Raw genomic sequence first — 23,643 nt, forward strand, 5'->3', positions numbered from 1 at the left:
ATGAATATTCAATGGGCTAACGGTGTTAGTGGTATGGATAATCCTGCCGTAAACGATGTATTAAAAATTATTCAGCGCAATGACATTATTTCGTTTGCCGGTGGTCTTCCTTCAGCCAGATCTTTTCCGATCAAAGAACTGGCTGCTGCCTTTCATTCCACTTTACTGGAAGAAGGAGCGGCGGCGCTGCAATACGGAGTTGCCAATGGCTATGAACCATTGCGCAGCTGGGTTGCTGAGCGCCTGCAAAAACAGGGCATCGACTGTAAACCCGGCAATATTATTATAACGAACGGTTCACAGCAGGTTTTAGATTTAGCATGCAGACTGCTGGTAAACCCGGGTGATGCAATTGCGGTGGAAAACCCGACATATTTGGCTGCTATTCAAGTATTTAAAGGAGCTCAGGCTAACATTTTACCAGTACCTGTTGATGCTTACGGGATGAATATCGACGAATTGGCCAAAGTACTGCAGCGCGAAAAACCCAAATTTATTTATGTGAATCCCACATTTCAAAACCCCACCGGGGTGACAATGACGGTTGAACGTCGTCAACAACTGGCTCAGTTAGCTGCTAAGTATCAGGTACCGGTCGTGGAAGATAATCCTTATGGCGAATTGCGTTATGACGGCACACCCGTCCCCCCGATTAAGAGTTTTCCCGGTGGAGAATGGGTTTTGTATGCCGGGACAATTTCAAAAATTGTCGCTCCCGGACTACGCATAGGCTGGATGGCTGCCGGAGAAGAGTTTATAGCGAAGATGGCATCGGCCAAACAAATAAGTGATGTTCTGACCAACTCGCTGACTCAGCGGGCGCTCTACCGTTATCTCTGTAATCATGACATCGATAATCATATTGGTACGATTGTTGCTCAATATAAGGAGCAGCGTGACAGTATGCTGGAAGCGATGAAAGCCTTTTTTCCGGCTGAAGTAACATGGACGATTCCCGATGGTGGAATGTTTATCTGGGCAACTCTGCCGGAGAATATTGATACGACAAAGCTGCTGCCGGAAGCCATCAAAGAAAAAGTCGCTTTTGTACCGGGGGCTCCTTTTTATAGCGATGATACGGGACAAAGCCATAATACGATGCGCCTGAACTTTTCCAATTCCACACCGGATATGATCTATGAGGGTATGGAACGTTTGGGCCGGTTACTAAAGGCTCATGTGCGATAAACTAAATGTAAGGGAGCCATAAGGCTCCCTTACATTATTACTGGTAATTTTAATCATATTTGACTATTCTATAGTAAACGGAAAAATTGCCAGAATAGGGAAGACATGATACCATAGATTTGAAAATAGGGCTGTGAGGAACCATTATGTTGATGAAGAAGCTTATTATCAATGCCGATGATTTTGGCATTCATGAAACCGTCAGCCGGGGAATCATTGACGGATATCGGCAGGGGTGTATCAGCAGCACAACACTTATGGCCGGAGCTGACGGCTTTGAGCAGGCGGTTGCCCTGGCAGGAAATAATCCTGGTTTGGGGCTTGGTGTTCATTTAACGCTGGTAGGAGAACTGCCGGTAGCAGCGCCAGGTACAATTGCCTCTTTGGTTAGTCAGGATGGACGCTTACCATTGGCGTACGGCCGTTTTTTGCAGCAGTTTTTGGCCGGGCAGATCCGATTAACTGACATTCGCCGTGAATTAGAAGCCCAGGTACAAAAGGTTGCTGACACAGGGCTGCGAATTACACATTTAGACAGTCACCAGCATATGCATGTAGTGCCGCAAATTATTGATATTGTGCTTGATATTGCAAAACATTTTCAAATTAAGGCTATTCGAATTCCGGCAGAACCGCTATGGTTTTTTGGTGGATTTCCCGGTACTGCAGGCAGAGTGATTGGACGGGGAGGATTATCCGTATTGGCAGCTATTGCACGTCAGAAGGCCAAGAAAGCAGGTATCGCGACAACCGGTCACTTTTATGGCATGCTGGCAGGCGGTCATATGAATGAGACTTATTTGCTCAATATTATTAAGCAGCTGCCTTACGGAACCAGTGAGCTTATGCTCCATCCGGGGTTAGATGATCAGGCAATGACGAATGCCTACGGCTGGAAGTATCATTGGCAGGACGAGTATCAAGCCGTGACCGGCAGGCGGTTGGCCGACTGTTTGTCTCAGGAGAAAATAGAGCTTATCCACTTTGGGGATCTGGCTCATGCGTAAATACTGGCAGCGTTTTTTGTTGTTAGCCGGTTTAGTGGTAGTCATTTCCGGAACGGTTATTTACACTACCGTGGATATCCATACGCTGACCCACTTAAATTCTTTTCAACCCTGGGCAGTAGGGGGAGCGGTCCTGTTTCTGACAGCTGGAATGTACTTTGATGCCTCCAGGCTTGCCAAGCTGGTGGTGATTTCCGGCGGACGAATATCGTTTAGTACTGCAATGCAGGTCATATTCGGTAATTATTTTTTGGCACTACTAACTCCAGGGGCAGCCGGTGGTGCTGTTGCTCAAGTCATGTTTCTCAGGCGCGCGGGGATTCCGCTTGGCAAAGCAACCATTCTTGTACTGGTGAGAACGTTATTATCCATATTGTTTTTGCTTATCTGCATGCCAGTCGTTTTTTACTATGATCCTCAGCTTATTCCCTGGCTGTCGCCAAGCCTTCTGGCACTTGTTGCGCTACTGCTATTAGCTGTAAGCTTTGGCGGGATGTTTTTTTTGCGCACGCGTCTCTCTCTGGCGTTAGTGATTGGAATTACGAAACGGATGAGGCCGGGGAATGACCGTAAACGTCTGATTTTTCATTTATACCGCGATTTGCGGGCTGCAGTCGCCTTGCTTTGGGCAGCACCTGTGGGCGTTATACAGGTACTGGTGGAATCCGGATTGAGTCTCCTGGCACTTTATGCAATTGTACCGATGCTGTTTTTAGGACTGGGAGCAGCTGTTGACTGGCCGGTGGTTATGGGGAGAATGATTTTCTTGAATCTCCTGCTGTATTTTGCTCCTACACCAGGAGGTTCGGGCATTGCGGAAGGCGGCTTTGTGCTGCTGTTCAATGATTTTTTACCTGCAGGCACAGTTGGGGTGCTGGCGGTAGCCTGGCGTATTTTAGCGGAATATCTGCCATTCGCTATCGGTTTTTACTATACGATTAAAGTGTTTGGCAGCGAATTTTTATCAAGACGGAAATAAGGTGTATGTATGCGTATTCTTGTTACTGGCGGAGCAGGCTTTATTGGCTCTCATATTGTAGATAATCTAATTGACCGGCAGTGGGAAGTAACTGTAGTCGATAATTTGACTACAGGCCTGGAGCGAAATTTAAATAAGAAAGCCCGCTTTATTGCTTTGGATATTCGTAGTCCACAGCTCACTGAAGTATTCCAGCAAGGCCGGTTTGACTATGTAATTCACCAGGCGGCTCAGACCATCGTAGCCCAATCGCTGGCAGAACCGTTATATGATTGTGACGTTAATGTGTTGGGCACGGTTAATCTATTAGAAGCCTGCCGCTTAAACGGTGTAAAGAAAATTGTTGTTGCTTCTAGTGCAGCTGTATACGGGGATGCCGGGGTATTACCGATCAAAGAAGATTCTCCGGCATGTCCGAGCTCGTTTTATGGGCTAAGCAAATTAGTTGTCGAAAAATATTTGCCTCTGTATTATCAGCGGTTTGGACTGGAGTATGCGGCCTTACGGTATGCCAATGTCTATGGTGAGCGCCAGGGCGCTGCCGGTGAAGGTGGTGTTGTCAGCATTTTTATCCAAAAAATATGTGCTGATCAAGTGGTGGACATTTTTGGCGACGGAGGACAAACGCGTGACTTTATCTATGTTGGCGATATAGCGGCCGCTAATCTTGCGGCGGTTACTGCGTCCCAGCCAGCCGGAACGTATAACATTGGAACTGAGACAGAAACTAGCATTAATGAGCTGATTGCCATTTTAGGGGAAATATCCGGGCGTGAGATTAAGGTAAATACCTGTCCTGAGCGGCAGGGCGATATTTATCGTTCGGCGCTCGCCAATTCCACGGCACTTCGACAGCTGAACTGGCAAGTAAAAACAGGGCTTTATGAGGGCCTGAAAAAAACGTATTTATCTCTGGCTAAGCGTAGTTAGTGCGATCAGATTCGGGAGGTTTGTATGTTACAAAAAATAAACGGCGGTTCTTTCTTACTTATTGCATTACTTTCTCTGGTTATTTTCTTCTTCTATTTAGGTGGCATACCGCTGTTGGATCCGGATGAACCTGTCTATGCGCAAACACCGAAAGAGATGCTTGCCTTCTCGGACTTGATTTCACCGCGGATATACGGGGAATTTTGGTATGACAAGCCGCCAATGTATTATTGGTTAGTTGCCGGTGCCTATCAGCTGTTTGGGATTAATGAATTTGCCGCGCGTTTCCCCTCGGCACTGCTCGGTCTTATTACAGTTTTGTACATATATCAGATGGGAACGCGGTTCTTCGGTGAACGGGCGGGTTTCTTAAGTGCAATGATTTTGGCAACAAGCATTGAATTTTTTTACCTGGGTAAAGCTGCAGTGACGGATATGACACTTACTTTCTGTTTAACAGTGGCCTTACTCTCGTTTATTGATAAGCGATATTACTTGTTTTATATTTTTGCGGGCTTGGCCACGGTTACCAAAGGACCTGTCGGTATTCTTTTTCCGGCAATCATTATTTTTATCTACCTGCTGGTAACCCGGCGCTGGCATGAACTGACGGCGATCAAGCTTCCTCAAGGTATCTTTATTTTTGCGGCGGTTGCCTTGCCCTGGTATGTGGCTATGTATCAGCTTCACGGTGCCGCATTTATTGATACGTTTATTGGCTTTCATAATGTGACCCGCTTTACCAGTCCCGAACATCCTGAGGGGGTATTGTGGTATTATTTTATCCCCGTTTTAATTCTCGGTTTTTTCCCCTGGTCTGCCGTGGCTGTTCAGGCGGTATGGGCCTCAATTGTCAACGGTAATCGTGCTTTTTCCAAGTTAGCGTTTCTCAATTGCTGGGCGTGGTTTATCTTTTTATTTTTCACGATTTCCCGTACAAAGCTGGTTTCTTATATTTTGCCGATGTTTCCGCCTTTAGCCATGATTGTTGGTTGGCATATAGCCACGCTGCTTGAGCGGCGGACCAGACACGGGCAGACAGTCTGGGCGGCGTGCTTGCTGGTACTTGGCTTGCTGCTGGCAGCGGGGAGCATTATCGGCAGCAGGGAAATGCCGCAGCTGGCAGGTGGAGCATATGCGACAGCCGCTGTTTTCGGCCTAATGGCAGTTGTAAGCAGTTATTGGCTGTGGAAAAATAAAATCAAACGCGCTTTCGCCCTACAGGTAGCGGCAATGGCCATCTTCAGTGTCATTTTCATGACAATGCTTCTTCCGGCAGTGGAACCGATTTTTTCTTCGCGGCAGTTCGCAAAAGAATTTCAGGTCAAGTATGATGGACAAGCTCCTGTGTATATTGCGAAGTTTTTGCGTCCCGGATTGGCATTTTACGCAGATTTTTATGGAATTGAAATCGAAAGCAACTGGGGTGACGCCCCGCTGCTGGCTGACGTAGTGGCGACAGAAAGGGGCAAAGCCTACTTTATTATTCAGCGAGTACAGTATAATAAACTGTCTCCGGGAGAACAACAAAAATTAACGCTACTGGTACAGGTTGCTGACAATATGCTGCTGGTAAAAGAATAGGGCCGTCATTTGGCCGTGCGTTCCTGTTCCAGCATTTTGTCTGTAACCCAACGGTAAAAGGTTTCGGCACACCGGCCGCAACAGTAAAAGTTCCAGCCATATACCAGCTGTCCGCCAATAAGGTGGGCGCGGCCGCCGCAGGCGTGTTTAATGGAATAATACATTTGTTCCGTCCTCCTTTGACTGTTGTTATATTCTATGAGCAGTAAAACAAAAAAACTACTTTGGCATTGCCAAAGTAGTTTTTTGCTTTTCGGCCTATGATAATAAAACTTGTTCTTCCATTAAAGACGGGGGACTTGGATAAAAGAAGTGACAATGTTCGGGAATGAAATTGTCGCTTCTTAATTGAAGCAGCAGAACATCCGACAAATTTGCTTCAAAGGGAAGTAATTCATCGGCAGTAATCGTTGCATCTTCAACAAGTACGGTTAGATATGCCGTAACTTCCGGTGCATTTTCCGGAACCTCAGACCGGTCAAGCGGAATTCCTAGGATAACGCGGATCGCTGCTACATATTCGCCGCTATCGTTTGTTACTTTTCCACGATATGTATTGTTCCACAATGTACGGGCCATTTGTAAATGATAGGTGATACGTTCGGTAGACACAAAGCACTTCCTCTCTGGTGAATTCCTTTTATTATACCATAAAGCTGGAAAAGAGCCAAGAATGCTTAGCCAAGACAGTTTAAATTGGCTGTAAACAGTAAATACTAAGAACAAATCTGGTTAGAAGGGGAAGAGAACCTTGGATTTTGTTCATTGGTTATTAGAACGGGTTGGGACATTTTCCAATCCATTTGGGCTTCTTTTGTGGGGCTTTTTATTCATTAGCATGTTATTTAGCATTACGGCCAGTCCCTTTAATACAGTTGCTGGTTTTTCTGTCTGGGTAGCAATTATGTATCATTTATATAAAAGAGAATAATATCTGAAGTAATCGGTGAGGCAGTGCCAGCCGGTTACTTTTTTTGTATGGAAAACTAGCAGGGAAACTTTTTTGCATGAAGAAAATAAAACGAATAATAACCTTCAATGAGAGCAATGGGGGACGTTATGAAAAAAACAGCAGTACTTCTAGCAATAGTGGTCATCCTGGCAGGCCTTTTGCCTGGATGTGGCAGTACGGACGGCACTGCTGTCGGGCGGACGCCAGTGTTTCTTACGTTAGCTACCGGTGGTACGGCCGGAATTTATTTTCCTTTCGGTGAAGCGCTGGCAAAAGTTTTTAATAGCAAAGCGGGTGTACAAATTTCGGTTCAGGCAACTGACGGCTCGGTTGAAAATCTTCAGTTGGTGAATCGAAGAGACGCAGAGCTGGCTATTGTGCAGACGGATATGATGGATTATGCGTACAATGGGCGGGAAACCTTTAAAGAAAAAATGACAACGATCCGGGGGATATCCATTCTCTATCCGGAAATTATCCAGATTGTGGTGCAAGCGGACAGCAATATAAACTCGATTGCCGATCTTAAGGGCAAGAAAGTGGGAATAGGCGCGCCTGGCAGCGGAACAGAAGCTAACTTCCGCCAATTGGCAGCGATTTACGAACTGGACTATAAAGCATTTCAACCGCTGTATCTATCTTTTGCTGCAAGCGCCGCTCAATTCAAAGAAAAATCAATTGATGCTTTTATCCTTGTTTCGGCAAGTCCCAGTACCATCATTCAGGATATAGCTGCTCATCAAAAAATTAAAATATTGTCAATGTCCGATGCTGATGTTACGAAAATAAACCGGCAGTATCCTTATCTGGCGCCAGTCACCATTCCGGCTAACACGTATAAAGGACAAACAGCGGCTGTAAGAACGGTGGCGGTGCAAGCGGCATTAATTGCCGGCAGTCAGGTGCCGGAGGATGTCGTGTATAACATGACAAGATCGCTTTTTGAAAGTCAGGCTGAGCTTGTCCGGCTGCATAGCAAAGGGAAGGAACTAAGTCTGGAGAAGGCTACCCGGGGAATGTCAATTCCGCTTCATCCCGGCGCGATTAAATATTATAAAGAAAAGGGCGTCTATTAGAGCACCAAAGCGTTTCCCAAGGGGAAGCTTTGGTGTTTCCTTAAGGAATCGAAAGAAAAGATGCCTTCATGTTGATAATTCTGCATATGGAGAGGGTTAAAAAATGATACGATTTGAATGTGATTATACGGAAGGTGCTCATCCGCGCATTTTGGAGCGGCTGGTCAAAACCAATGAAGAGCAGACACCCGGTTATGGAATGGATGCACACTGTGAAAAAGCACGGGGATATATTAGACAGGCTTGCCAGGCAGAACATGCCGATGTTCACTTCTTAGTCGGCGGAACACAGGCGAATACTACGATAATTGCGTCCGTTCTGCGGCCGCATCAAGGGGTAATTGCTGCTAATACCGGTCATATTGCCGTGCATGAAACAGGAGCGATTGAAGCTACCGGCCATAAGGTGCTTATTTTGCCGAGTGATGACGGGAAGCTGGAGGCTCAGCAGGTAAGAGATCTTTATGAGGCCCATTGGAACGATATGACACACGAGCATATGGTGCAGCCCGGTTTGGTTTATATTTCCCATCCGACCGAAAACGGAACTACTTATAGTAAAGCTGAACTGGAAGCCTTAAGTAAAGTTTGCCGGGAATGCAAATTGCCGCTGATGATCGACGGCGCCCGATTAGGCTATGGCTTAGCTGCCCAAGGCAGTGACCTGTCTTTGGCGGATATTGCCCGCTTATGTGATGTGTTTTATATCGGTGGAACAAAAATCGGGGCAATGATGGGAGAAGCGGTAGTCATCATCAATGATGTCTTGAAAAGAGATTTCCGCTATATCATTAAGCAAAATGGCGGAATGCTGGCCAAGGGAAGGTTGTTGGGAATTCAATTTGAAACTTTGTTTGAAGACGGCCTATACTATGAAATTTCTCAGCATGCAGTTGATATGGCGATGCTAATTCGTGCAGCATTTGCAGAAAAGGGTGTTTGTTTTCGCTATCCTTCGATGACCAATCAGCAGTTCCCGATTTTACCGGATGCGGTTTTACAAAAAATAAACGAAAAATATTCTTGCTCTTATTGGGAAAGAGTTGATGCTGAACACAGTGCGGTTCGCTTTTGTACGAGTTGGGCAACAAAAAAAGAAAACGTAGCTATGCTGATCAAGGATATTCAGGCTTTGCTATGAAAATAAGAAAGAGCACCGTTTTCGGTGCTCTTTTGTTATTATTTGGTGAGCTGCTCAGCCAGAATTTCTGCAACGTGTTTTACTTTTACATCCGGCAGCTGCTTGTCGAGTCCACCGCGCAGCTGCATCATACAGGCCGGGCAGGCAACTGCTACTACGTCTGCGCCGGTAGCACTGATGTTTGTTATTTTTTGCTTTAAGATCGGTCTTGACAGGTCGGAATACTTGACGCCGAAGGCTCCTGCCATGCCACAGCATTTATCACAGTCCTTCATTTCCACAAATGTATAATCCGGTGCTGTTTTCAGCAGCTGGCGCGGTTCTTCCGCGATATTCAGCCCCCGCTTCATATGGCAGGAATCATGATACGTTATCTTTTTATTACCGGCAGCTGCTGGATTAAGCCTGCCGCTTTTGGCATATTCCTCGGCTACGAAGCTGGTAAATTCCCGGACTTTATGCGCCAATCGCTCTGCCCTGGCTTGCCACTCCGGCTCATCCTGCAAGATTTCCACAAAAGTTGTCTGCCAGGTTTCAGCGCAGGTGGGGCAGGCGGTGAGAATAATATCCGCATCAACCGCTTCGAAGGCAGCAATATTTTGTTTGGCAACTTTTTTTGAAACTTCCCGTTCTCCCATGCCGAGCATCGGCTTCGAACAGCAGCTTTGATCCATGGGGAATATTACTTCCATATTCAGATCCTGCAATACCTTGTATACTGCTTCCCCGGTTTCCGGAAAAACGAAATCAGTGCTGCAGCCGCTAAAAAAGGCAATCCGTTTAGCCGGGTGGGAGAGGGGCTTGGTAATCCGTTTGATTTGGTCTCTGAGTGGCGTAGCCGCTACTGCCGGCAGACTGCGATCCTTGGTCAGACCGGCTAAGAACAACGGCAGATGACGGATAAAGCGACCTGATTGTACTGGCTTTTGACCAATGGAGGCAAGCCGCAGCAGTGTATGAAACACTTTTCTGTTAGCCATTACATTTTCAAACATGGCGCGCACGCCAAATGGCAGTCCATGCTCTTTTACCGCCTGGGCTCGCAGTTCTTCGATCAGACCGGGAATATCGATCCGGCCGGGACAGACAGTGGTACACTTGCGGCAGCCAATACAGAGTTCGTTGATTTTTTCAAAGTCACCCATGCTGTGGAGAAAGGCGGTCAAAATAGCGCCAATACCGCCGGCATAAATATGCCCGTAAACGTGGCCGCCTACTAAGGTATAAACCGGGCAGACATTTAAACAGGAAGCACAGCGGACACACTGAAAAATCTGCTTAAATTTTTCATCTTTGGCTGCTTTCAGCCGTCCGTTATCCAGTAAGATAATATGCAGTTCTTTTTGTTCTTCCACCCACTTGCCGTCTTTCTTTACCATTGCTGGAGTAGGGCCTGAGATCATCGTCATATAACTGGTCATCAATTGGGCGGTGGCACTGCGCGGCAGGCTGCGCAAAATGGGAACGGCATCTTTAATAGTAGGAATCAGCTTCTCATAACCGATGATTGCTACGTGAATACGGGGCAGGGTGGTTGCCAGGCGGGCATTTCCTTCATTTGTTACTAATCCGATAGCTCCGTTTTCGGCAATTCCGAAATTTGCACCGGAAATACCCATGTCGGCCTGTAAAAACTCTTCGCGTAAGTTTTGCCGTGCTACTTGCACCATGAACGGAATATCCGGTTCTATGGTTTTCCCCAGCTCTTTGGAGAAGTAGTCGGCTACTTGCTCCCGGTTCAAATGAATGGCGGGCATAACCATGTGAGAAGGTTTTTGTCCGGCCAGAGAAATAATCCATTCGCCGAGATCGGTTTCTTTCACGTGCAGGCCGGCCTTTTCCAAGGCGGCATTCAAGTGAATTTCCTCTGAAGCCATTGATTTCGATTTTACAATGCGTTTCACGTCTTTTTCCCGGCAAAGCTTTAGCAGATATTCCTTAACATCTTCACCGTTTCCGGCCCGGAAAACGGTGGCACCGCGACGGGTAGCTTCCTGAACAAACTGATCGGCAATTTCTTCTATCCGGTTGACGGCAGCTGCTTTCATCTGCTGCACGCAGTCGCGCAATTCTTCAATATTATCTACATTTTCATAAGCTTTCGCTCTGGAGATCGGATACGCCTCGGCAAAACGCCCCAATGCACCGCGCAATATATCATCATCCAATTTTTGCGTAATTTCCTTACGGATGTTGCGATCATTGGTTTCCATTTAAGCTGCACCTCCGTCAGCCTGGTCGATTGCCAGGATGATTAAGCGACTCGGACCATGCACGCCAATTGTCAAAACCCGCTCAATATCGGCTGTTCTGCTTGGGCCGGTAATAAAGCTGATATAACCATGCTGAAAAACCTCTGCAATAACATCAAAAGCGTCTTTGATGCCTGAAAGGATATGATTGCTGTTAAGAATAGCAATATGAACAGGGGGCAGTGTGGAAACAAGACGGCTTTCAACGGCGTACGCATCCTGGCAGACACTGCCTGTTTCGGCAATGCCGAACTCAACGCCGGAAATCCCAATATCAGCGGACTCGGCATGTTCTGCAATATCGAATTTATCAGTATAGAGTGCGGGGCCCAGCTTGCGAATAGCATCATGAAGCTCGGCGGTTTGCTGCAAGGGACAGTTGACGGCAACTATTTTTTTTGCATGAAGGCTTTCGATGATGCCGAAGATAGCGGCGACTGCGTCAGAAGGAGTTTTTACCCGGATGATTTCCGCCGCTGCTCCGGATGCGCGGGTTTGAAATTCTTCAAATAGTGCTGGCCCAGATTGATTGGCAGGGAAGAATTTTTCCCAATTTTCACACACTTTTTTCACTGTTTCACTCCTTCGTTACTATTAGCCAAGCGGCCAATAAAATTTCATAGATAATATTCGCAGCAGGAAATTGAAATCCCTTTCCCAGCATAAAAAATAAAAAGTAAAAGCAATGAATTTTGGAGAAAAAACGGCATTCCGGTGAAAGGTGAATAAATCCACTATTTCTGAAAGACGGTCAAGTAAACCCATAAAAATTTATATTTTGATAAAATAACCGAAAAAAGGAGGGAAAGTGGTTATTTTATGGAATATATAACAAATACTATCAGAGTATTATCAATTATATATATATGGGAATAGGTGCATGATTGCTTAATAGGGAAGCCGGTAAAGTCCGGCACGGTCCCGCCACTGTAATAGGGAGCTTAGTTGTGTATTACCACTGGACGTTAAGTCCGGGAAGGTGCAGCTGCGGCGAAGAACTAGAGTCAGGAGACCTGCCTGTTCTGACACACCGTTATGACTTACGGAAGATAGGCAGGTGGGTGGAAATATTTACACTTGATTCGTGTCTATTTTACCCCCCTGCATCGTGTAGGGGGGTTTTCGATGTCAAAACAAATGCGTAATGGAATAACAACAGGCACCTGTGTTGCCGCTGCTGCTAAAGCAGCAATTCTTACCTGGCAGGGACTTACTGTTGAGCATGTGGATGTAACGACTCCGCAGGGCAGGATATTAACCGTACCGATAGATGCTGCCGGGGCAAATGAAAAAAGCGGCTGGGCAAGGGTCATAAAAGATGCCGGCGATGATCCGGATATTACACATGGTACCGGCATCGAAGCGGTTGTCGAGCTTTGTTTGCAACCGGGGGTGCAAATTGTTGCCGGAATAGGTGTTGGGACTGTTACAAAGCCGGGCCTATCAGTGCCGGTAGGACAGCCGGCTGTAAATCCCGGTCCGCGCATGATGATTGAAAAAGCGGTAAGTGAATCGCTGCCGGCAGGCTGGGGAGCGGTTGTTACCATCAATATTCCCCAAGGGGCCGAGCTGGCAAAGCGGACGCTGAATCCACAGCTGGGCATTGTGGGCGGGCTGTCTGTAATCGGTACAACCGGGATTGTGGAGCCAATGTCGGAAGAAGCGTTTAAAAACTCACTAACTCCCCAGGTTGATATGGTTAAGGCTTTAGGCTATGACAGCATTGTCTTTGCGCCTGGGAAAATCGGACAAAATATTGCGATAAATTGTTACAACCTGCCTCCTGCAACTGTAGTGCAGACGAGCAATTTTATTGGACATATGCTGGAATATACCGCTGCTCAAGGGATGAAACAAGTACTGCTTTTCGGACATTTGGGGAAAGTGGTCAAAATTGCTGCCGGTGTTTTTCACACTCATAACCGGGTCGCTGATGCCAGATTGGAGACAATGGCGGCCTATGCCGGAGCTGCCGGGGCTTCCCAGCAGGCAATTTGTGATATTTTAGCCTGTACGACAACGGAAGCAGCGATGACGGTCATTGCCGAACACCAATTGGAACAGATATATTCCCTGCTGGCAGAACGGGCCAGCCAGAGAGCCAGCCGGTATGTTTTCGGCGATTTAGCGGTTGGGACCGTAATTGTCACACTGCAGGGCAAAATACTAGGCATGGATGAAGCGGCGAGAAAAATAGGAGGAACCTTGGGATGGAACATTACATAACGGTTGCCGGGATTGGACCGGGGTCACCGGATTATTTGCTGCCGGCAGCGAAAAAGGCAATTGAGGATGCCACTGTTCTGGTCGGCAGCCGTAGAGCCTTGACTGCTTATTGCCGTGAAGATCAGAAAAGCTATGCTATCGGTGGTGATATAAACGCAGTTCTTGCTTATATAGAAGAAACGATTGCAGCAGAAGCTGTTGTGGTTATGGTCTCCGGTGATCCGGGATTTTACAGTTTGCTGGCTGCTCTAAAAGAAAAATTCGGCTCAACTAAATTAAAAGTAATACCTGGCATTAGTTCCGTACAATTGGCCTTTGCCAGAATAGGTGATTTCTGGCATGGTGCCATATTGCTGAGTATGCATGGCCGCCGGGCGGATGATGCGGCACTGGTTTATCAGCCTCAAAAGAAACTTGGGTTTTTAACCGACGGCAAGCACAACCCGGCCTTTATTGCGAATTTGCTGATTGAGCAGGGGTGGCCTGCGGCGGCGCGATCCTGGTTATGCGAAAATTTATCATATGAGAATGAAACCATTGCTGCGCTGTCCTTAGGGGAGGTAAGCAAAGTATCTGGTTTTCATCATTGTGTTATGGTGGTGTCAGATGAGTAACTATTATCCAGGAATTGCGGATGACCAATTTATCCGCGGCGATATTCCTATGACAAAACAAGAAATCCGGATACATGTCCTGGCTAAAGCCCGTATTGCCAAAGGCGACACGATTATTGACATTGGGGCGGGTACCGGCTCGCTGTCAATTGAAGCTGCTTTGCAGTCAGAGACGGGCGCCGTTTTTGCTATCGAACGAGAGCAAGAAGGAATTGAGTTAATCGAAGCCAATGCAAAACGGTTCAATGCTGCTGTTACTGCCGTGTTAGGCAGTGCTCCGGAAGCCATGAGCACTTTGCCGCAGGCTGATGTTATCCTGGTCGGCGGAAGCGGCGGTAAACTTGCCGCGATACTGACGGAAGCAGACCGGCTGTTGAAACCGGGAGGCCGTCTGGTCATAACGGCGGTTACTGTGGAGACGTTACAGGGGGCGCTGCAGGAAGTTAAAAAGCTCAATTACCCCAGTGAGGCTTGCGGCATACAGGTCAGCCGCATCCGCTCTGTAGGGGCTTCTCACATGTTCCAGGCGCTTAACCCGATTTATATTATCAGTGCAATCAAGGAGGAAGGGTATTGAAAGGCGAGTTTTATGGTATCGGAGTTGGCCCCGGCTCTCCCGATCTTCTCACAATCCGGGCAACCCAGGTGCTGCAGATGGTGGATGTTGTCTGCGTTCCCCGCTCAAGTGCTGAAAATGAGCTGGTAGCGTTACATATTGCTAAACCTTATATCCCACAGGCAACGGAAATTGTTGAAATTTCCACGCCTATGACCCGGGACAAAGCCGTACTGGAAGCGGAGTGGCAGCGAGGGGCTGAAAAAATAGCTGCCTATTTGCAGGACGGCAAGAAGGTCGCGTTTATTACCATTGGTGATGCAATGTTATTCAGCACTTACACCTATCTACTAAAACGGGTTCAGGCTTTGGCCCCTGAAGCGGCAGTGGAAAGTATACCGGGGATCACTTCGTTTGCTGCGGCGGCAGCTCATTTGAATGTGGCTTTGGCAGAAGGCAATGAACGTCTGGCAATTATTCCGGCAGTGGATGATCCTGGTGCGCTGCACCCTGTATTTGAGCACTTTTCTAATGCCGTGCTCATGAAAGTTGCCGGTAAATATGATCAGATTCTAGATGTTTTAACGGAACAGGAACTGCAGGATAAGGCAGTGTTTGTGAGCAACCTGGGCCGGCAGGATCAATATGTCACCTATGATTTAGAAAGTCTGTGTGGCAAGGAAAAGAATTACTTATCACTCATTTTGGTAAAAAGAGAGGGCTTTTAACATGCAAGTAGTTTTTGTTGGGGCAGGTCCGGGAGATCCGGAGTTAATCACGGTAAAAGGCCAGCGCCTGCTGAATCAGGCCGATGTTATTATTTACGCAGGATCCTTGGTGAATCCGAAACTGCTGCAGCTGGCTAAACAAGGAGCCAGCATCTATAACAGTGCCTCTATGACGCTGGAGGAAGTTGTGGCTGTTATGGAAAAAGCGGTAGCTGCCGGTCAGAAAGTGGTTCGCCTGCATACCGGTGATCCCAGCATATATGGAGCTATTCAGGAGCAAATGGATCTTTTGGATAAAAAGAACATTTCTTATGAGGTAATTCCGGGGGTAAGTTCCTTTTTGGCGGTTGCGGCCGCTTTGAAACAGGAATATACCCTGCCTGAAGTTTCGCAGACGGTGATCATAACCCGTTTGGAGGGCCGGACTCCTGTGCCGGAAAAAGAAAAATTAGCGCTGCTTGCCAGCCATGCGGCCACAATGTGCATTTTCTTGAGCGTTCATATGCTCGACAGCGTCGTGGAAGAATTGATCAGCGGCGGCTATACGCCTGAAACTCCTATTGCGGTAGTGCAGAAGGCCACCTGGCCGGATCAGAAAATTATGCGCGGTACGCTGGCAACAATAGCTCAGACCGTAAGAGATGCGGGTGTTGACCGGACGGCGATGATTGTTGTTGGCAATTGCCTCAATAATGAGTATGCCTTATCCCGATTGTATGCACCTGAGTTTGGTCATATGTTCCGGGAGGCTAAATGAAAGTAGCAATTATTTCTGTAACCTATAAAGGGGCGCTTTTGGCTGAACAGCTGGCAAAAAAACTGGATGGCAAAGCAGATGTATTTGCTAAGTCAGGCCGAAGTGCCACAGATACAGCAACGACCTATGATTCATTGAGCCACTTGATTCAAGATATTTTTGCTAATTATGACGGGTTTATTTTTATCATGGCAACAGGCATCGTTGTCAGGGTTATTGCGCCGCATATACAGGATAAACGCTTTGATCCGGCTGTCGTTGTAATGGATGACGGTGGTCAGCATGCAATCAGCCTGTTATCCGGGCATATCGGGAAAGCTAACGAGCTTGCAGCGACGGTCGCTAAGGCCGTTAATGCCGTACCGGTCATTACAACGGCTACAGATGTGGCCGGACTGCCGGCTGCTGATGTTCTCGCTGTTAAAATGGATCTTTTTATTGAACCGTTTGAGCAGTTGAAAACTATTAATGCCGCAATTGTTAATGGCGATCATGTTTCTTTTTTCATGGACCGCACTCTGCAGAATTACACTCACTTTTACCTGCCTGCAGTTGAAATGGGTGTCCGGCTGATTGATATGGATGATTTAGGAACAATTGAGGAATATGACAGTGCGGTCGTCATTACAGACAAAGAATTGTATATGACAAAGCCGCATCTATACCTCAGGCCGGCGACTCTGGCAATAGGCATTGGCTGCCGCCGCGGAACAACGAGCGCCGAAATTTTAACAGCGATTGAGGCCTGCTGCCGGAAAATCGGTCGCAGTCCCAAAAGTATTGCCGTTCTTGGCACCACACAGGTAAAACACGATGAGGTGGGACTGCTTGCAGCCGCTCAGCAGCTGGAAGTGCCGTTAAAGTTTTTTACTAATGATGAATTACAGCAATGTATTACAGAACAAAATTTTACTACTTCCAGTTTTGTGGAAGATCAGATAGGAGTTGGCAATGTATGCGAACCAGCAGCATTATTAGCGGGGCAGGCGAACAGTCTGTTATTAGCCCGAACAGTACATCCCAAAATAACAATAGCAATAGCCGAGGTAAAGTGTCGGTGGTGGGAATCGGCCCCGGAAGCTTAGAGGATATGAGTCTCAGGGCCCATCAAACGATTAGCCAGGCGGATACGATCGTGGGCTATGACACGTACATTGAATTAATTGATGAATTATTGCCGGGAAAAGCGGTAATTGGTACCGGTATGATGCAGGAAATTGACCGCTGCCAGGCTGCTGTTGATGAAGCGATTGCCGGGAAAAATGTAGCGGTTATATCCAGCGGCGACCCGGGGATATATGGTATGGCCGGTCTTGTATGGGAATTGGCAATGAAACAGCCTGCAGCCACACGGCCTGAAGTGGTAGTTGTGCCTGGCATCAGTGCAGTCGGTGCATCGGCTGCGATCCTAGGAGCACCGCTGATGCATGATTTTGCTGTCATCAGCTTAAGTGACTTGCTCACTCCCTGGGAAGTAATTAAAAAGCGGGCTGAAATGGCTGCGGCCGGTGACTTTGTTATGGCAATTTACAATCCAAAAAGTACAAAACGGGTCAGTCAGATTGAAGAGGTCCGGGAAATTGTGCTGCGGTACCGAGACGGCAAGACACCGGTTGGTATTGTACAACATGCCAGCCGCAAAAAAGAAAATAAGGTTATATCCGACTTAACCAATTTTACGCAAGAACATATTGATATGTTTTCCCTGGTTGTTATCGGCAACAGTCAGACCTATGTCCAGGATGGCGTGATGATTACTCCCCGGGGTTACCGGTTATGATTCTTGTTTTAGCTGGTACGCTTGATGGACGCCAGCTTGCAGTTGACCTGGTTGAGGAAGGTCATGAAGTGCTGCTGTCGGCGGTAAGTGAGTACGGCGGCGAACTGGCCAGAGACAGCCGTCTTACCGTCAGGGTAGGGCCGCTTGATCAGCCAGGACTTGTTGCATTACTAAAAGAAGCGGCTGCACAGGCAGTTGTGGATGCCAGCCATCCCTATGCTGCCAATGCCTCACAAAATGCCATGGCTGCCTGCGAGGCTGCAGGCATACCGTATATTCGGTATGAACGCCCGTCAGTACCGCTGCCCGCGTATGAAAAGCTTTACGAGGTATATGATGCTGCTGAGGCGGCCAAGACGGCAGCTGGTCTTGGCAATACCGTGTTTCTCACGACCGGCAGCAGGGCGCTGGCTGTTTTTACAGCCGAGCCGCTGCTTGCGGACAAACGCGTGATAGCCCGGGTACTGCCTGAGCCGACAGTCTTACAAGAATGTTTGGAACTGGGGTTTTCCCCACGTGATATCGTTGCCATGCAGGGACCTTTTTCTCATGAACTGAATGTGGCGATGTTTACTGAATTTCAGACAGAGGTTGTTGTAACAAAAAATAGTGGTCAGGTAGGCGGCAGTGATACAAAAATTAGTGCCGCAATGGCGCTTGATCTGCCGCTCGTGGTGATAAGCCGCCCGAAAATTCAGTATGGAACAGTCGGCTATTCCCAGCCGGAAATCGTTGCGTTAGTTAAGGAGGCATTATTATGCAATATATAACAGATCCCATGACAATTGAAACGCGCAGTATGGAAATTATTGCGCCTTATTTAGCGGATAAAAGTCTTTCCGAGCAGGAGATCAAAGTCGTATCCCGCATTATCCATGCTGCCGGCGACCCCGATTATGGCAATGTGGTTGTCGTCCATCCCGGTGCAATTGAAGCAGGCTGCAAGGCTTTAGAGAACGGGGCTTCTATCTATACGGACGTTGAAATGGTTCGAACCGGTATCAACCGCCGCCGGTTAGCAGAGCTTGGCGGACAGGTACACTGCCTGATTGCGGATGAAGCGGTAGCACGTATTGCTAAAGAACAGGGAATCACCCGTTCTATGGCAGCAATTCGTACCTTCGGCGAACAGCTGGATGGGGCAATTGTTGCGATCGGCAATGCACCGACAGCCTTGTTTGCCCTGCTGGAGTTAATGGAACAGACATCAATCCGCCCAGCTCTGATTATTGGTGTACCGGTAGGTTTTGTTGGGGCCAGCGAATCAAAAGAACTATTGGCAGAAAAATCACCGGTTCCGTATATTACCGTTAAAGGCAATAAAGGCGGCAGTCCAATTGCGGCAGCAACGACTAACGCAATCATGTACATGTTAGGCAGGTAGCTGAGACCTTGCAAGGAGGGAAGACATGGCTGGCTTGAATATTCCACGGATCGTGATTGCCGGGACGAACAGCGGCGTTGGCAAAACGACAATTGTAACCGGACTACTGGCTGCATTGCGCCAACGAGGCCTGGCGGTTCAGTCTTATAAAGTTGGCCCTGATTATATTGATCCCGGTTATCACCGGCTGGCCAGCGGCAAGCCGTCACATAACCTCGATACCTGGCTGGTGCCCGCAGAAAAGATCGCGGATGTTTTTCTCAAGACTGCAGTCGGAAATGACATTGCGATTATTGAAGGGGTAATGGGACTTTACGATGGCGGCCGTAATGGTATCAGCAGTACTGCGGCAATTGCCAAACTACTGCAGGCTCCCGTTGTCTTGGTTGTTGATGCGAAGTCAATGGGAGAAAGCGCTGCCGCTATTGTTCTGGGGTACAAAATGTATGATCCCGAGGTAAATTTGGCCGGAGTGATTGTTAACCGCCTAGGGTCTGAAAGTCATTGCCAAATGGTAAAAGAAGCAGTAGAGCGATTAGGCGTTCCTGTGCTGGGAACCGTTTTTCGCAATAATGGCCTCACTATGCCGGAACGGCATCTGGGGTTAAAGCCGGTAACGGAAAATGATGCACAGCAAACGATTAACCTGATGGCCGATCATATTGCCCGGCAGGTTGATGTAGAGCGGCTGCTGACTGCAGCACGACAGGCAGCGCCACTGATGCCGAAGGAAGTTATTCCTAACGAGCACAAAGAAAGAGTGCGCATCGGAGTTGCCCAGGATGAAGTTTTTAGCTTCTATTATCCGGAAAGTCTGGAAATACTGACTGCCCAGGGCGCGGAACTTGTCCCTTTCAGTCCGCTGCATGACAGCTGTCTGCCTGATGTACAGGGCCTTTTGCTGGGCGGCGGTTTTCCGGAAATGTTTGTGGAAAAATTAGCAGCGAATACGAGCATGCGTGAGGCGATTGGCCGGGTTTGCCGGTGCGGAATGCCCGTATATGCCGAATGCGGCGGTCTCATGTACCTATGCCGGCAGATTGTTGATTTTGAACATAAAGCGTATGACATGGTAGGCGTGATTCCAGCTGTATGTGAAATGCAGATGAAACTGGAAACGGTAGGCTATGTGGAAGCTACCAGCCTGAGCGACAATATATTAACGGTTAAAGGTACTGCTCTTAGAGGACATGAATTTCACTTTTCCCGTCTGCTGACAGACGGTGATGAGACTGAGTTTCCCTGGGCGATGGATTTTAAAAAAATGCGTACGGGGGCTCGTTACTTAGGTGGGTATGTCGCCAATAATGTATTGGCTTCTTATCTGCATTTGCATTTTGCCGGTAATGAACAAGCTGCAAGCCGCTTCGTTGAACAATGCCGGAATTATCACGGCAGTGAAAATTGCTAGATGGTGGAGTAAGCAATGAGTGGAAAAATTATACTCGTAACCGGCGGCGCGCGCAGTGGAAAAAGTGTGTTTGCCGAACAATATGCGGAAAATAATGCCGGACCAATAGCCTATATTGCTACGGCTCAGATTTATGATGAAGAAATGAAAGAACGGGTGGCGATCCATCAAAGCAGGAGACCTGCCCACTGGCTTACTTTTGAAGCTCCTTATGAAGCGGATAAAGCGGTCGCTCAAGCAGGACAGCAAGCAGAAACCGTGTTGTTTGATTGTCTTACGCTGTATACGACCAATTTAATGCTTGCACCTGACGCTCCTGCGGAGCGGGAAAGCAGGCATGAATATGTTATGAATGAGATCATAAAACTGCTGGCTGCTGCTAAATCCATCAATAAGACTGTTATTTTCGTAACGAATGAGATCGGGATGGGCATCGTCCCTGATAATGCTATGGCCCGTGAATATCGCGACCTGGCCGGCATAGCCAATCAGAAAGTAGCAGCTCTGGCTGATGAAGTCTATTTAGTGGTTAGCGGAATTGCAGTTGAAATAAAAGCAAGAGCGTTGCATCAGGAGGTGGCAAAAAGCCATGGCTAAAACAATTATGCTTCAAGGTACTAGTTCACATGTGGGAAAAAGTATTCTTACTACGGCTTTGTGCCGGATATTCCGGCAGGATGGCTTTGCTGTCGCACCGTTTAAAGCGCAGAATATGGCTTTAAACTCATATGTTACCAAGACAGGCGGCGAAATGGGACGTGCCCAGGTTGCTCAGGCGGAAGCTGCCGGTTTAGATCCGGCAGTAGAAATGAATCCCGTACTGCTTAAACCGACGGGGAATTCCTGTTCGCAGGTTATCTTAATGGGCCGGCCGGTGGGAACGATGTCTGCCCGCGAATATCATACCCAGTACAGCCTTACGGCATTAGGGGTAATTAAAGAGTGTTTGGCCAAGCTTCATGATCAGTTTGAGGTCATTGTCATTGAGGGAGCCGGCAGTCCAGCCGAGGTTAATCTCAAGGCTAATGACATTGTTAATATGCGGATTGCCAAGCTGGCTCCGGCACCTGTGCTGTTGATTGCCGATATTGACCGGGGCGGGGCTTTGGCTTCGGTGGTAGGAACACTGGAACTGCTTGAGCCGGATGAGCGGGAACTGGTAAAAGGAATCATTATTAATAAATTCCGTGGCGATATTACGCTGCTGAAACCGGCACTGGACTTCCTGGAGCAAAAAACCGGCAAACCGGTTGTGGGCGTTATCCCTCATCTTGACAACCTGGGGATTGACGATGAGGATTCAGTTTCACTGGATGATAAGCAATCAGGCCAAACAGGCGAAATTGACATTGCTGTCATACGCACTCCTAAAATATCGAACTTTACCGATTTTGATGCGTTGGCAGCTGAGGAAGATGTAACGGTCCGCTTTATTAAGCAGGGTGAGTCTATCGGCAGCCCGGATCTGATCATCCTGCCGGGCAGTAAGAACACAACGGAAGATTTGCTGTATCTCAGACAGTTTGGCTATGATCAGGAAATTAATAAGTTAGTAGAAAAAGGGGTACCGGTAGTTGGTATCTGCGGTGGCTATCAAATGCTTGGCCGTGAAATCCGTGACCCTGAGCATACCGAATCGTCCTTTGACCAAGTGGCGGGCCTGGGGTTATTACCGGTCATCACTACTTTCGAGCAAGATAAAATAACGCATCAGGTTACAGCTGCCTGCAGCGGTCACACCTTTTTAGGTCTGGACTATGCTGATCAGGAGCTGACCGGCTATGAAATTCACATGGGCCGCACGGAGTTTCTCGAAACAGTTGCTCATGCATTTACCATAACATCCCGTTCGGGCGAGCAGTGCGGCTCTGCTGATGGAGTGGTAAGAAACGATGGCTTGGTTATGGGAACGTATTTGCACGGCATTTTCGACAACAATCAGTACCGGCGCTCAGTTATTAATGCGCTGCGTGAGCAAAAGGGGCTGGCTCCCCTGGAACAGATCCTGAACGTCAAGGCAAGTAAGGAAGCAAGCTACGATCGCCTGGCGGAAGTTGTCCGGACAAGCATGAATATGGAACTGCTGTATCAAATAATGGGGAATGGGAAATGACAGGCGGCTTAGAAAAGTGGATACCGCTTGGCGCGGTATTGTTTGACAGTCTAATCGGTGACCCCCGTTCGCGGCTTCACCCGGTGGTGCTGATTGGCAATTATATCAGCCTGCTGGAAAAAGCTCTCCGCCGGCCGCAGCATTCGCCAGGCCGCCAGCTGGCTGCAGGGGCGGTGCTGGTTGCAATCGTCTTGCTGACCACCTATACCGCTGTCGGGATAGTCATTGCAGGACTGGAGCAGCTGGGGGCATCAGCGGCTTTTTGGGGAGAAGCACTGATTTTGTCCTTTGCGATTACGCCGCGCAGCCTTGCCGAAGCAGGAATGGAAATATGCCGGTATTTACGGGATGGGAATATGGAGCAGGCCCGCTTTAAAGTGGGCTGGATTGTAGGCCGGGATACGCAGCGTCTCGATGAGCGCGAAGTGACACGGGCAACGGTAGAGACAGTGGCTGAAAATATTGTAGACGGAATTATTTCACCGTTAGTTTATTTTGCTATTGGCGGGGCACCACTGGCCTTTTTATACCGGGCTGTTAATACTTTGGATTCCATGGTTGGGTATAAGAATGACAAATATCTCTATTTCGGCAGGGTCGCCGCCCGGGTTGATGATGTTTTCAACTATGTTCCTGCCCGGCTAACGGGAGCGCTGCTGGTCATTGCCTCGTTTCTTTTAGGCTACAGTGCCCAGGGAGCAGCGAAAATGATCTGGCGCGACGCCGCCAAGCATCCCAGTCCCAATAGCGGCATTGCTGAGGCCGGTGTTGCCGGTGCCTTGGGAGTACGTCTGGGTGGCTTGAATTATTACGGGGGAGTCGCCTCGCAGCGCGCTTATATGGGAGACGAGGTTAACAGGCTTTCTGCTGTATACATTCAGAAAACCGTTTATATTATGTACGTTGCGACAGTTATTGGTGTACTGCTGATAACACTAATTCAGTGGTAACAGGGAGGTAAGGGT

24 protein-coding genes and 1 riboswitch are annotated in these 23,643 nt (G+C 48.0%); of the genes, 20 read left to right on the plus strand and 4 right to left on the minus strand.

What is annotated here, in order from left to right; all coding sequences use genetic code 11:
• The 5 genes from EV210_RS18095 (at position 1) to EV210_RS18115 (ending at position 5,688) form a co-directional block, all read left to right on the plus strand.
• Positions 1–1,188: an aminotransferase-like domain-containing protein gene (locus tag EV210_RS18095; protein WP_132082774.1), complete on the plus strand. Its 1,188-nt coding sequence runs from the start codon at positions 1–3 to the stop codon at positions 1,186–1,188.
• Between the two features lie 146 nt (positions 1,189–1,334).
• Positions 1,335–2,195, plus strand: a complete 861-nt coding sequence (locus EV210_RS18100; RefSeq protein WP_243650625.1) for a ChbG/HpnK family deacetylase — start codon at positions 1,335–1,337, stop codon at positions 2,193–2,195.
• Positions 2,188–3,174 carry a lysylphosphatidylglycerol synthase transmembrane domain-containing protein gene (locus tag EV210_RS18105; protein WP_132082775.1) on the plus strand — a complete coding sequence of 329 codons (987 nt, stop codon included), beginning with the start codon at positions 2,188–2,190 and terminating at the stop codon, positions 3,172–3,174. The genes EV210_RS18100 and EV210_RS18105 overlap by 8 nt, the downstream gene beginning before the upstream one ends.
• Positions 3,175–3,183: 9 nt before the next feature.
• Positions 3,184–4,104 (plus strand): NAD-dependent epimerase/dehydratase family protein, encoded by a 921-nt coding sequence (locus tag EV210_RS18110; RefSeq protein WP_132082776.1) that lies wholly within the window; start codon positions 3,184–3,186, stop codon positions 4,102–4,104.
• A gap of 24 nt (positions 4,105–4,128) precedes the next feature.
• Positions 4,129–5,688, plus strand: a complete 1,560-nt coding sequence (locus EV210_RS18115) for an ArnT family glycosyltransferase (RefSeq protein WP_132082777.1) — start codon at positions 4,129–4,131, stop codon at positions 5,686–5,688.
• Positions 5,689–5,693: 5 nt separating this feature from the next.
• Here the strand turns inward: EV210_RS18115 and EV210_RS22760 are convergent, their stop codons facing one another.
• Both EV210_RS22760 and EV210_RS18120 read right to left on the minus strand, forming a co-directional pair.
• Positions 5,694–5,852 carry a hypothetical protein gene (locus tag EV210_RS22760; protein WP_165898964.1) on the minus strand — a complete coding sequence of 53 codons (159 nt, stop codon included), beginning with the start codon at positions 5,850–5,852 and terminating at the stop codon, positions 5,694–5,696.
• 94 nt (positions 5,853–5,946) lie between these two features.
• Positions 5,947–6,300 (minus strand): hypothetical protein, encoded by a 354-nt coding sequence (locus EV210_RS18120; protein ID WP_243650626.1) that lies wholly within the window; start codon positions 6,298–6,300, stop codon positions 5,947–5,949.
• Positions 6,301–6,747: 447 nt separating this feature from the next.
• Between EV210_RS18120 and EV210_RS18125 the strand changes: the two genes are divergently transcribed.
• Together EV210_RS18125 and EV210_RS18130 are read left to right on the plus strand one after the other, a co-directional pair.
• The gene (locus tag EV210_RS18125; protein WP_132082778.1) at positions 6,748–7,716 is read left to right on the plus strand and encodes a TAXI family TRAP transporter solute-binding subunit; all 969 of its coding nucleotides are present in this window, start codon (positions 6,748–6,750) and stop codon (positions 7,714–7,716) included.
• A 103-nt stretch (positions 7,717–7,819) separates the two neighbouring features.
• Positions 7,820–8,857, plus strand: coding sequence for a threonine aldolase family protein (locus EV210_RS18130; protein WP_132082779.1), 1,038 nt, complete (start codon positions 7,820–7,822; stop codon positions 8,855–8,857).
• A gap of 38 nt (positions 8,858–8,895) precedes the next feature.
• On the opposite strand, the gene ldhH is transcribed toward EV210_RS18130, so the two are convergent.
• Both ldhH and EV210_RS18140 read right to left on the minus strand, forming a co-directional pair.
• A complete protein-coding gene (gene ldhH, locus EV210_RS18135) occupies positions 8,896–11,070 on the minus strand; it encodes an L-lactate dehydrogenase (quinone) large subunit LdhH (protein ID WP_132082780.1) in 2,175 nt (724 codons plus the stop codon).
• On the minus strand, positions 11,071–11,682 hold the full coding sequence (locus tag EV210_RS18140) for a LutC/YkgG family protein (protein ID WP_132082781.1): 612 nt from the start codon (positions 11,680–11,682) through the stop codon (positions 11,071–11,073). It lies immediately after the preceding gene.
• A gap of 284 nt (positions 11,683–11,966) precedes the next feature.
• Positions 11,967–12,144: riboswitch (cobalamin riboswitch) on the plus strand.
• Positions 12,145–12,234: 90 nt separating this feature from the next.
• Here EV210_RS18140 and cbiD point away from each other — a divergent pair.
• From cbiD to cbiB, 13 genes are read left to right on the plus strand one after another with little or no spacing between them, the layout of a single operon-like run.
• Positions 12,235–13,335, plus strand: a complete 1,101-nt coding sequence (gene cbiD / locus EV210_RS18145) for a cobalt-precorrin-5B (C(1))-methyltransferase CbiD (protein WP_132082782.1) — start codon at positions 12,235–12,237, stop codon at positions 13,333–13,335.
• Positions 13,320–13,949, plus strand: a complete 630-nt coding sequence (cbiE, locus tag EV210_RS18150) for a precorrin-6y C5,15-methyltransferase (decarboxylating) subunit CbiE (RefSeq protein WP_132082783.1) — start codon at positions 13,320–13,322, stop codon at positions 13,947–13,949. Before cbiD ends, cbiE begins: the two co-directional genes overlap by 16 nt.
• Complete coding sequence (gene cbiT / locus EV210_RS18155; RefSeq protein WP_132082784.1) at positions 13,942–14,526, plus strand: precorrin-6Y C5,15-methyltransferase (decarboxylating) subunit CbiT; 585 nt, start codon at positions 13,942–13,944, stop codon at positions 14,524–14,526. The genes cbiE and cbiT overlap by 8 nt, the downstream gene beginning before the upstream one ends.
• Positions 14,523–15,233 carry a precorrin-2 C(20)-methyltransferase gene (gene cobI / locus EV210_RS18160; RefSeq protein WP_132082785.1) on the plus strand — a complete coding sequence of 237 codons (711 nt, stop codon included), beginning with the start codon at positions 14,523–14,525 and terminating at the stop codon, positions 15,231–15,233. The genes cbiT and cobI overlap by 4 nt, the downstream gene beginning before the upstream one ends.
• 1 nt (position 15,234) lies before the next feature.
• Positions 15,235–15,990, plus strand: a complete 756-nt coding sequence (gene cobM / locus EV210_RS18165) for a precorrin-4 C(11)-methyltransferase (protein WP_132082786.1) — start codon at positions 15,235–15,237, stop codon at positions 15,988–15,990.
• On the plus strand, positions 15,987–17,075 hold the full coding sequence (locus tag EV210_RS18170; RefSeq protein ID WP_243650627.1) for a cobalt-precorrin 5A hydrolase: 1,089 nt from the start codon (positions 15,987–15,989) through the stop codon (positions 17,073–17,075). The genes cobM and EV210_RS18170 overlap by 4 nt, the downstream gene beginning before the upstream one ends.
• Before the next feature lie 5 nt (positions 17,076–17,080).
• Positions 17,081–17,770, plus strand: a complete 690-nt coding sequence (gene cobJ / locus EV210_RS18175) for a precorrin-3B C(17)-methyltransferase (protein ID WP_243650628.1) — start codon at positions 17,081–17,083, stop codon at positions 17,768–17,770.
• Entirely contained in the window at positions 17,767–18,540 is a 774-nt protein-coding gene (gene cobK / locus EV210_RS18180; RefSeq protein ID WP_132082788.1) for a precorrin-6A reductase, read from the plus strand. Before cobJ ends, cobK begins: the two co-directional genes overlap by 4 nt.
• Entirely contained in the window at positions 18,528–19,154 is a 627-nt protein-coding gene (locus EV210_RS18185; RefSeq protein WP_132082789.1) for a precorrin-8X methylmutase, read from the plus strand. The genes cobK and EV210_RS18185 overlap by 13 nt, the downstream gene beginning before the upstream one ends.
• A gap of 25 nt (positions 19,155–19,179) precedes the next feature.
• A complete protein-coding gene (locus EV210_RS18190) occupies positions 19,180–20,565 on the plus strand; it encodes a cobyrinic acid a,c-diamide synthase CobB (RefSeq protein WP_132082790.1) in 1,386 nt (461 codons plus the stop codon).
• A gap of 15 nt (positions 20,566–20,580) precedes the next feature.
• Complete coding sequence (gene cobU / locus EV210_RS18195; RefSeq protein ID WP_132082791.1) at positions 20,581–21,162, plus strand: bifunctional adenosylcobinamide kinase/adenosylcobinamide-phosphate guanylyltransferase; 582 nt, start codon at positions 20,581–20,583, stop codon at positions 21,160–21,162.
• Positions 21,155–22,678 (plus strand): cobyric acid synthase, encoded by a 1,524-nt coding sequence (locus EV210_RS18200; RefSeq protein ID WP_132082792.1) that lies wholly within the window; start codon positions 21,155–21,157, stop codon positions 22,676–22,678. The genes cobU and EV210_RS18200 overlap by 8 nt, the downstream gene beginning before the upstream one ends.
• Positions 22,675–23,628 carry an adenosylcobinamide-phosphate synthase CbiB gene (cbiB, locus tag EV210_RS18205; protein WP_132082793.1) on the plus strand — a complete coding sequence of 318 codons (954 nt, stop codon included), beginning with the start codon at positions 22,675–22,677 and terminating at the stop codon, positions 23,626–23,628. Before EV210_RS18200 ends, cbiB begins: the two co-directional genes overlap by 4 nt.
• Positions 23,629–23,643 lie beyond the last annotated feature (15 nt).

The sequence above is a fragment of the Anaerospora hongkongensis genome (assembly GCF_004339805.1).
GTDB classification, from domain to species: domain Bacteria; phylum Bacillota; class Negativicutes; order Sporomusales; family DSM-15969; genus Anaerospora; species Anaerospora hongkongensis.

What these genes read in the sequence shown, in the direction of transcription:
- ldhH (WP_132082780.1), bottom strand. Translation starts at nt 11,070, where the DNA reads ATGGAAACCAATGATCGCAACATCCGTAAGGAAATTACGCAAAAATTG.
- EV210_RS18110 (WP_132082776.1), top strand. Translation starts at nt 3,184, where the DNA reads ATGCGTATTCTTGTTACTGGCGGAGCAGGCTTTATTGGCTCTCATATT.
- cbiB (WP_132082793.1), top strand. Translation starts at nt 22,675, where the DNA reads ATGACAGGCGGCTTAGAAAAGTGGATACCGCTTGGCGCGGTATTGTTT.
- cobU (WP_132082791.1), top strand. Translation starts at nt 20,581, where the DNA reads ATGAGTGGAAAAATTATACTCGTAACCGGCGGCGCGCGCAGTGGAAAA.
- cbiE (WP_132082783.1), top strand. Translation starts at nt 13,320, where the DNA reads ATGGAACATTACATAACGGTTGCCGGGATTGGACCGGGGTCACCGGAT.
- EV210_RS18190 (WP_132082790.1), top strand. Translation starts at nt 19,180, where the DNA reads ATGGCTGGCTTGAATATTCCACGGATCGTGATTGCCGGGACGAACAGC.
- EV210_RS18185 (WP_132082789.1), top strand. Translation starts at nt 18,528, where the DNA reads ATGCAATATATAACAGATCCCATGACAATTGAAACGCGCAGTATGGAA.
- EV210_RS18115 (WP_132082777.1), top strand. Translation starts at nt 4,129, where the DNA reads ATGTTACAAAAAATAAACGGCGGTTCTTTCTTACTTATTGCATTACTT.
- EV210_RS18100 (WP_243650625.1), top strand. Translation starts at nt 1,335, where the DNA reads ATGTTGATGAAGAAGCTTATTATCAATGCCGATGATTTTGGCATTCAT.
- EV210_RS18095 (WP_132082774.1), top strand. Translation starts at nt 1, where the DNA reads ATGAATATTCAATGGGCTAACGGTGTTAGTGGTATGGATAATCCTGCC.
- cobM (WP_132082786.1), top strand. Translation starts at nt 15,235, where the DNA reads ATGCAAGTAGTTTTTGTTGGGGCAGGTCCGGGAGATCCGGAGTTAATC.
- EV210_RS18200 (WP_132082792.1), top strand. Translation starts at nt 21,155, where the DNA reads ATGGCTAAAACAATTATGCTTCAAGGTACTAGTTCACATGTGGGAAAA.
- EV210_RS18105 (WP_132082775.1), top strand. Translation starts at nt 2,188, where the DNA reads ATGCGTAAATACTGGCAGCGTTTTTTGTTGTTAGCCGGTTTAGTGGTA.
- EV210_RS18130 (WP_132082779.1), top strand. Translation starts at nt 7,820, where the DNA reads ATGATACGATTTGAATGTGATTATACGGAAGGTGCTCATCCGCGCATT.
- cobJ (WP_243650628.1), top strand. Translation starts at nt 17,081, where the DNA reads ATGAGTCTCAGGGCCCATCAAACGATTAGCCAGGCGGATACGATCGTG.
- EV210_RS18170 (WP_243650627.1), top strand. Translation starts at nt 15,987, where the DNA reads ATGAAAGTAGCAATTATTTCTGTAACCTATAAAGGGGCGCTTTTGGCT.
- cbiD (WP_132082782.1), top strand. Translation starts at nt 12,235, where the DNA reads ATGTCAAAACAAATGCGTAATGGAATAACAACAGGCACCTGTGTTGCC.
- EV210_RS18125 (WP_132082778.1), top strand. Translation starts at nt 6,748, where the DNA reads ATGAAAAAAACAGCAGTACTTCTAGCAATAGTGGTCATCCTGGCAGGC.
- cobK (WP_132082788.1), top strand. Translation starts at nt 17,767, where the DNA reads ATGATTCTTGTTTTAGCTGGTACGCTTGATGGACGCCAGCTTGCAGTT.
- EV210_RS22760 (WP_165898964.1), bottom strand. Translation starts at nt 5,852, where the DNA reads ATGTATTATTCCATTAAACACGCCTGCGGCGGCCGCGCCCACCTTATT.
- cbiT (WP_132082784.1), top strand. Translation starts at nt 13,942, where the DNA reads ATGAGTAACTATTATCCAGGAATTGCGGATGACCAATTTATCCGCGGC.